Here is a 9,087-nt window from a genome sequence, read left to right as displayed (position 1 = left end):
GGCCTCCTTCACCCGCTTCACCGCACCGCTGACGTCCACCCCCCTCGACGTCGAGCCGGACGGGGTAGCGGCTCGTGAACCACCCCACCGTCCGCGACAGATCCCAGCCGTCGAGCAGCTGCTCACGGCCATGCCCCTCAAGATCCACCAGCACATGACCGCCGACGCCACCACGACGCCGATCACGCCACTGGCTCACCGCCACGCCCAAAGCGGCCAGCAGAACTTCCTCAACCCCCGCGCCCCACACACCAGGCACCCAGGACAGCAGCCCCTGCGACACCTCGGCCGGAACTTCCACCGTCACCGAACCCGCAGTCGCTGCGACGTCCACCACCGGGTCCAACGCCCGCGACCCCAACAACCCATCAGGCTCGCGCAGCGCCTCCTGCCACAGCCCCAACTCGCCCACCCGGCCCGCTGCCAGTGCGGGCAGAGAGTCCGCCCAGGCCCGGTACGACGTCCCCACCGGCTCCAGCGCAACCGGCCCGCCAGCCGCAACCTGCCGCCACGCCGCCTCAAGGTCCGGCAGCAACACCCGCCACGACACACCGTCGACCGCCAGGTGATGCACCACCCACAACAACCGGCCCGCACGCCCCACACCCGCGTCGAACCACACCACCTGCACCATCACACCCGACACAGGATCCAACCGGCCCCGAGCCGCATCCGCCTCCACACGGACCAGCTCCGACAACACACCCCCATCCCCACCCGACACATCAACCCGCCGCACACACCCACCCACCGGAACCGAACCAACAGCCCCGACCTCAAGACCCCACCCACCACCCGCACCCGCATCGACCAACAACCGCAGCCGCAAAGCGTCGTGATGATCCACCACACCCTGAACCGCCGCCGTCAACGCATCCAGTCCCACACCACCCGGCACCGACACCAGCACCGACTGATGAAAACCACCCACACCAGAACCCAGCCCCCGCAGCCACTCCACCACCGGAGGCACCACCACCTCGCCCACACCACCACCGGGCAGATCGGCAGGACCGGCCACCGGCTCGTCTCCGCGCTCCTCCAGGGCGGCGGCCATGGCCTCGACGGTCTTCAGACGGAAGACGTCGCGGGGGCGGAGTGACAGGCCGGACCTGCGGGCCCGGCCCGCGACCTGGATGGACATGATGCTGTCGCCGCCGAGGTCGAAGAAGCTCGCATCCGCCGCCACCTCGTCCAGCCCCAGCACCTGCGCGAACAGCCCGCACAGCAGCACTTCGGCGGGAGTTCGCGGTCCACGGCCACCGGCCGCCGATCCGGCGAAGTCCGGCGCCGGAAGCGCACGCCGGTCCAGCTTCCCGTTCGGATTCAGCGGCAGCGCGTCCAGCACCACGAACGCCGACGGCACCATGTACTCCGGCAGTGCGCCCGCGACCCGCTCCCGCACCGCCGCCACATCCACCGCTCCGCCAGCCGAGCCGGCCTCCGGCACGACGTACGCCACCACCGCGCGCACGCCCGGACGGTCCTCGCGCACCACCACGGCAGCGCTGCCGACGCCGGGGTGGCCGGCGACGGCCGCCTCGATCTCGCCCAGCTCCATACGGAAGCCGCGGACCTTCACCTGGTCGTCGGCGCGGCCCAGGTACTCCAGCTCACCACCGGCCGACCACCGCACCACATCACCGGTCCGGTACATCCGCGCACCGCCGTCACCACCGCCCTCACCGGCGAACGGATCCGCCACGAACCGCGAAGCCGTCAGGCCCGGGCGGCCGCCGTAGCCACGCGCCAGACCGGGCCCGGCGAGATAGAGCTCTCCCCGGACGCCCGGGGGCACCGGTCGCAGCCCGGCATCGAGGACGTACACGCGTCGGTTGCTGATCGGACGGCCGATCGGCGGTGCGGCCGGAGCCGGGCCGTCACCGGCGAACCAGCCGGTCGAGTAGACCGTCGCCTCGGTGGGCCCGTAGAGGTTGGCGATCCTGGCGTCCGGCATGGTGCGGCGGATCCGGTCCACCAGCCTGGCCGGCAGCGCCTCGCCCGCCAGGACCACCAGTCCGGCGCTCACGGCCGGGCCGGAGTGCGTCAGCAGCTGGTCGAGGGCGGACGGCACCGCGCTCACCAGTGAGCCGGACCAGGTGTCGTACGGCTCCTCGGCGAGCGCGAGCACATCGCGCACCACCTCGGCGCAGCCGCCGGACAGCAGCGGTCCGAAGATCTCGAAGACCGACACGTCGAAGTTGAGGGAGGTCGAGAACAGGACCCGCGACAGTGCCTCGGCGCCCAGCTCCTCCTCGGCCCAGGACGCGAAGCCGACCACGCTCTCGTGGCTGACGACGACGCCTTTCGGGCGGCCGGTGGAGCCGGAGGTGTAGATGACGTACGCCGGGTTCGCGGGCCGCAGCGGCAGGATCCGGTCCGCGTCCGTCAGCGGCGCTCCGGACATGGCGCGCAGCGCGGCGGCGGTCGTGTCGGCGTCCAGCAGGAGGCGCGGGGTGCCGGTGTCCGGCAGGCCGGCGGCCACGGCCGAGGTGGTCAGCGTCAGCACCGGGGCCGCGTCCTCCAGCAGGAACGCGATCCGGTCCGCCGGATAGCCGGGATCCACCGGAAGATAGGCGGCCCCGGCCTTCAGCACCGCCAGTACGGAGACGAGCAGATCGGCGGAGCGCTCCATGGCGACCGCGACGAACTGCTCCGGGCCCGCCCCCCGGGCGACGAGCAGCCTGGCCAGCCGCGACGCACGGTCGTCCAGCTCGGCGTAGGACACGGCGGTGCTCTCGAAGAGGACGGCCACGGCGTCCGGGGTGGCGGCGGCCTGGCGCTGGAACGCGTCGGCGACCGTACCGTCCGGCACCGCTGCCGCCGTGTCGTTGCGGTGTACGAGGAGCTGCTCGCGTTCGGCCGCGGTGAGCAGGTCGATCCGGCCGGTCGGCCGGTCGGTGTCGGCGGCGACCGCGTCGAGGACGGCGAGGAGTCCGTTCAGGAAGCGCTCGGCGCGCTCCTCGCCGATGAGGTCGGTGCGGTAGCCGAGGCGCAGGTGCAGGCGGTCGCCGGGAACGGCGATCAGCGTGAGCGGATAGTGCGTGGTGTCACCGCCGTCGATGCCGGTGACACGGAGCCGGCCGTCCGGGGTGCCGAGGTCGAGCGCGTCGACCGGATAGTTCTCGAACACGGCGATGGAGTCGAAGAGTTCGCCGTGTCCGGCCAGCCGCTGCACATCGGTCAGCCGGACGTGCTGGTGCGGCATCAGCCTGGCCTGTTCGTCCTGCACGGCCGTGAGGAGTCCGGCGAGGCTGTCGGCGGGGCGGACCCGGACGCGTACCGGCAGCGTGTTGATGAAGAGGCCGACCATGTCCTCGATGCCGGGCAGATCGGCAGGACGGCCGGACACGGTGGCGCCGAAGACGACGTCCTCGCGGCCGGTGAGCCGGGCCAGCGTCAGACCCCAGCTGCCCTGCACCACGGTGTTGAGCGTGACGCCGAGCGCACGGGCGCGCGCGGCGACGGCACGCGTCTGCTCCTCGGTGAGCTCGACGCGGAGCTGCTCGGAGACCGGGGCGGCCACGGCGGCCGGATCGTCCGGGTCAGCCGGGGCAGTGGGGTCGGCCGTGGCGTCGGTGCGGCGGACCGGTTCCGCGAGGAGCGTCGGCTCGTCGAGTCCGGCGAGCGCGGTGCGCCAGGCTTCCTCGGCGGCCGGGCGGTCCTGCTCGGCCAGCCGGCCGAGGTGCTCGCGGAAGGCCGTGACCCGGGGCAGAGCGGTGGTGTCGCAGCCGTTGGCGTACAGAGCGAACAGCTCGCGCATCAGGACGGCGGTCGACCAGCCGTCGAGGAGCAGGTGGTCGTAGGTGAGGACGAGGTGGTGGCGGTCCTCGCCGAGGCGGATCGCGGTGAAGCGGAGCAGCGGCGGCCTGGTCGGGTCGAAGCGGCGCGCGCGGTCCTCGTCCAGGATCCGGCCGAGAGCCGCAGCGCGCTCCTCGGCGTCCAGCCCGCTCACATCCCGCTGGGACCAGGGCAGTTCGACCTCGGAGGCGATGACCTGGACCGGAGCGTCCAAGCCTTCGTGCACGAATCCGGCGCGCAGTCCCGCGTGCCGTTCCAGGAGCGCCTCGGCGGCGTGGCGCATCGCGGGGACGTCGAGGTGGCCTTCGAGGTCGAGCCCGATCTGCACGGTGTACGCGGCGGAGCCCGCGTCCTCGTCGAGCGCGTGGAAGTGGAGTCCTTCCTGCAGCGGTGCGAGCGGCAGTACGTCGTCCAGCCCCGGATACGTCCCCTCCAGAGCCTCGATCTCCGCCTGCGACACCTCCGCCAGCACATCCGAGGGCGTCAGACCACCGGCACCGGGCGCACCGGCCTCGGCCACCAAGGTCTCCAGGACACCGACCCACAAACGGGCCAGCTCCTCGACCTCACCATCACCGAACACCCCACCCGGCCACGCCCACACCGCCGACAGCACCGGACCGCTTGCACCGTCCAGCGCCAGGGCGTTGACCTCCACCGCATGCGGCATCCGCATCGACGGATCAACGCCGCCGCCCACACCTCCCGACTCACCCACCGGCAGCCAGTCACCCTCACCGCCAGCACCGCCGGACCGGAAACGGCCCAAGTAGTTGAACCCGACCTGCGGTTCCACCAACCCCGCCAGCACCTCAGAGGCACCGGGCTCCAGGTACCGCAGCAGACCGAACCCAACACCCCGGTCCGGCAGCGCCCGCACCGCCTCCTTCACCCGCTTCACCGCACCGCTGACGCCCACCCCCTCGACGTCCAGCCGGACGGGGTAGCGGCTCGTGAACCACCCCACCGTCCGCGACAGATCCCAGCCGTCCACCAACTGCTCACGACCATGACCCTCAAGATCCACCAGCACATGACCGCCGCCACCACGCCACTGGCTCACCGCCACGCCCAGAGCGGCCAGCAACACCTCTTCGACCCCGGCCCCCCACACACCGGGAACCCAGGACAGCAGCCCCTGCGACACCTCGGCCGGGACCTCCACCGTCACGGAACCCGCAGTGCCCGCGACATCCACCACCGGATCCAGCGCCCGCGACCCCAACAGCCCATCAGGCTCGGCCAATACGCCCTGCCACAGCGCCAACTCACCGGCACGGTCAGCGGCCAGCTCCGGCAGCATCCCGGCCCACGCCCGGTACGACGTCCCCACCGGCTCCAGCGCCACCGGCCCACCAGCCGACACCTGCCGCCACGCCGCCTCAAGATCGGGCAGCAACACCCGCCACGACACACCGTCGACCGCGAGGTGATGCACCACCCACAACAACCGGCCCGCACGTTCCACACCCGCGTCGAACCACACCACCTGCACCATCACACCCGACACAGGATCCAACCGGCCCCGCGCCGCATCCGCCTCCACACGGACCAGCTCCGACAACACACCCCCATCCCCACCCGACACATCAACCCGCCGCACACACCCCTCAACCGGAACCGAACCAACAGCCCCGACCTCAAGACCCCACCCACCACCCGCACCCGCACCGACCAACAACCGCAGCCGCAAAGCATCGTGATGATCCACCACACCCTGAACCGCCGCCGTCAACGCACCCAGACCCACACCACCCGGCACCGACACCAACACCGACTGATGAAAACCACCCACACCAGAACCCAGCCCCCGCAACCACTCCACCACCGGAGGCACCACCACCTCACCCACACCACCACCGGGCTCGGAGCCGAGTGCGGCGACCGTGCGGCCGGCGTCCTCCACCGCGGCCTCCGCGATCGCCTCGACGGTCTTGAGGCGGAACACGTCACGCGTGGTCAGCACAAGGCCCTCGGTGCGGGCGCGGCTGACGAGCTGGATGGACATGATGCTGTCGCCGCCGAGGTCGAAGAAGCTCGCATCCGCCGCCACCTCGTCCAGCCCCAGCACCTGCGCGAACAGCCCGCACAACACCGCCTCACGCGCCGTGCGCGGCTCGCGGCCCCCGGCCGCCGAACCCGCGTAGTCCGGCGCGGGAAGCGCACGCCGGTCCAGCTTCCCGTTCGGGCTCAGCGGCAGCGCGTCCAGCACCACGAACGCCGACGGCACCATGTACTCCGGCAGCACACCGGCCACCCGGCCGCGCAGCACGGAAACGTCCACCGCACCGCCCGCGTCACCGGCGCCCCCGGCCTCCGGCACCACGTACGCCACCACCGCCGGTGATCCCGGGCGGTCCTCGCGGACGATCACGGCCGCCCGGTCCACCTCCGGGCTCTCCAGGACCGCCGCCTCGATCTCGCCGAGCTCGATCCGGAAGCCGCGCAGCTTCACCTGGTCGTCGGCGCGGCCCAGGTACTCCAGCTCACCACCGGCCGACCACCGCACCACATCACCGGTCCGGTACATCCGCGCACCGCCGTCACCACCGCCCTCACCACCACCGTCACCACCGCCGAACGGATCCGCCACGAACCGCGAAGCCGTCAGGCCCGGGCGGTGCAGGTAGCCACGGGCCAGCTGCACGCCCGCGAGATAGAGCTCTCCCGGTGCCCCGGCCGGTACCGGGCGCAGCCGCGCGTCCAGGACGTACACCTGGGTGTTCCACACCGGCCGGCCGATCGGCACCGACGGGGTCTTGTCGTCGGGTCCGCACTGCCACCAGGTCACGTCGACGGACGCCTCGGTCGGCCCGTACAGGTTGTGGAGTTCCGGGCCGGGGCCGTCGCCGGTGAGCACGGTGTGGAAGCGGTCGCGCAGCGGTGCGGGCAGTGCCTCGCCGCTGCAGATCACGCGGCGCAGGCCGGTGCAGCCGGCGGCGGCCGGCTCGGCGAGGAACGCCTGGAGCATGGACGGTACGAAGTGCGTGGTGGTGACGGACCGCGCCTGGATCAGCTCGGCGAGGTACAGCGGGTCCTTGTGCCCGTCCGGGCGGGCGACGACGAGGGCCGCTCCGGTGATCAGCGGCCAGAAGAACTCCCAGACGGAGACGTCGAAACCGGACGGCGTCTTCTGGAGCACCCGGTCCTCGGCCGTGAGCCCGTAGTGGTCCTGCATCCACAGGAGCCGGTTGACGATGCCGGAGTGCGGTACGACCGCGCCCTTCGGGCGGCCGGTGGAGCCGGAGGTGTAGATGACGTACGCCGGGTGGGCGGGCAGCGGAGCCGGCAGCGGTGCGGCGTGGTCCGGGCCGTGGGCGGCCAGCAGCGCGGCGGTGTCGTCGGTGTCGAGGACCAGGCGCGGGGTGCCGGTCTCCGGCAGGCCGGCGGAGATCTCGGCGGTGGTCAGCGTCAGCACCGGGGCCGCGTCCTCCAGCAGGAACGCGATCCGGTCCGCCGGATAGCCGGGATCCACCGGCAGATAGGCGGCCCCGGCCTTCAGCACCGCCACCAGGGCCACGACGAGTTCGACGGAACGCGGCACGGCGACCGCGACGAAGCGCTCCGGGCCGACGCCCCGGCCGGCGAGCAGGCGCGCCAGCCGCGACGCGCGGTCGTCCAGTTCGGCGTAGGAGAGGGCGGTGTCCTCGAAGAGGACGGCCACGGCGTCCGGGGTTGCGGCGGCCTGCGCGGTCAGCAGCTCGGTCAGCGTGACGGCCGGTACCTCGTGGCCGGTGTCGTTCCAGGTGTCCAGCAGCAGCCGCAGCTCGTCCTCGTCGACCAGGCCGAGCGTGCCGAGGACCTGGTCGGGTCCGGCGGCGGCCAGCTCGCGGAGGTAGCGCAGGAAGCGGTGGAGGTGTGCGTCGATCGCGTCCGGTGTGTACAGCTCCGGGTTGGCGTCGAGGTCGATCTGCAGGCCGTTGCCGTCGGTCCGGTCGTACACGACCACGGACATGTCGTCGGCCGGGCCTACGGACAGGTTGTGGACGACGGCACGGTGGCCGCCGAAGGTCAGGTCGTAGTCGAACATCATGATGTTGACCTGCGGTCCGACCAGCCGCTGGTCGTCGGCGAGGAGGTTCAGGTCGCGGCGCAGGTCCTCGTACCGGTAGCGCTGGTGGCGCAGGTCGCCGCGCATGGCGGCGGAGGTGTGGCGCAGCAGCTCGCCGACGGTCATGTCGTCGTGCGGTGCGAGGCGCAGCGGCAGGACGTTGGAGACCATGCCGGGGGCGGTGCGCGCGGTGCGGCCGAGCCTGGTGGTGACCGGCAGGCCGAGGACGATCTCGTCGCCGCCGGTGCAGCGTTGCAGATACGCGGCGAAGGCGGCGGCCAGCAGCGGCGGCCACGGCACCTCGGCCGCGCGGGCCAGGTCGCGCAGTGCGTCGGCCGACGTCCGGTCGAGGTGCGCGGTGCGGCGTTCGAGGCGGTGCGGGGTGGCGGGCCGGCCGCCGGAGAGGCCGGCCGGCTCCGGTGCGCCGGCCATCCGGCCGGTCCAGTACGCGCGGTCGGCGGCGAAGCGGTCGGAGGCGCGGTACGCGGTGTCGGCGTCGATCAGCGCCGTGAGCGGGACGAACGGAGTCGGCGTCGGCTCGTCCCCCGCCGCCAGCGCGGTGTAGACCTCGGCGGTCCGCCGGGCCACCAGCGAGACGGTGAAGCCGTCGACGGCGCTGTGGTGGTAGGCGTGCAGCCACAGGTGGTGGTCGTCCGCCAGCCGGAACAGGACGAAGTCGAAGAGCGGATCGCGGCGGATGTCCTTCGGCGTGGCCAGCAGGTCCCGCATCCGCAGTTCCGCCGCCGCGCGCGGATCCGGTTCCGCGGAGACGTCCAGGACCGGGAGGCGCCAGTCGCCGACCGGGACGATCCGCTGCCGGGGACCGTCGGGGGTGTCCGTGAACCGCACGCGCAGGCACTCCGCCTCGGCCAGCACGCGCAGCAGCGCGGCCTCGAAGACCGCCGCGTCCACCCGGCCGCGGATCTCCAGGTACTCGCCGGCGTTGTAGATGACGTTGGCCGGGTCGAGTTCCTGCGCGAACCAGATCCCGGACTGCGCGGCGGTGAGCGGCAGGAGAAGGTCCTGGACGTCGGACAACGGGAACCACCCTCGGTCGTTTTCGGGAACACCGGAGCCGGTGAGCGGTACGGGCCGCTGCCGGCAGTCATCACGGCGGAACGCACAGGAGGCGCGTCCGCTCATCCTGGCCCGGTACGCGGCCGATTCCCGTGCGCGTGCACGTTGTTGCAGACCGACCCGGTGGCGGCGGTGGTGCGGGTGCACTGGTGGCGTCG

At 72.5% G+C, this 9,087-nt stretch carries 1 pseudogene; it reads right to left on the bottom strand.

Features of this window, described 5'->3' with window-relative positions:
- Window positions 1–52: 52 nt before the first annotated feature.
- Window positions 53–8,995: pseudogene (locus ACSMXR_RS19825) on the bottom strand (amino acid adenylation domain-containing protein); the annotation flags it as partial.
- Between the last annotated feature and the right edge of the window lie 92 nt (window positions 8,996–9,087).

It is taken from the genome of Streptomyces sp. DSM 106670 (genome assembly GCF_055792845.1).
This window is presented reverse-complemented; position numbering and strand designations above follow the sequence as displayed.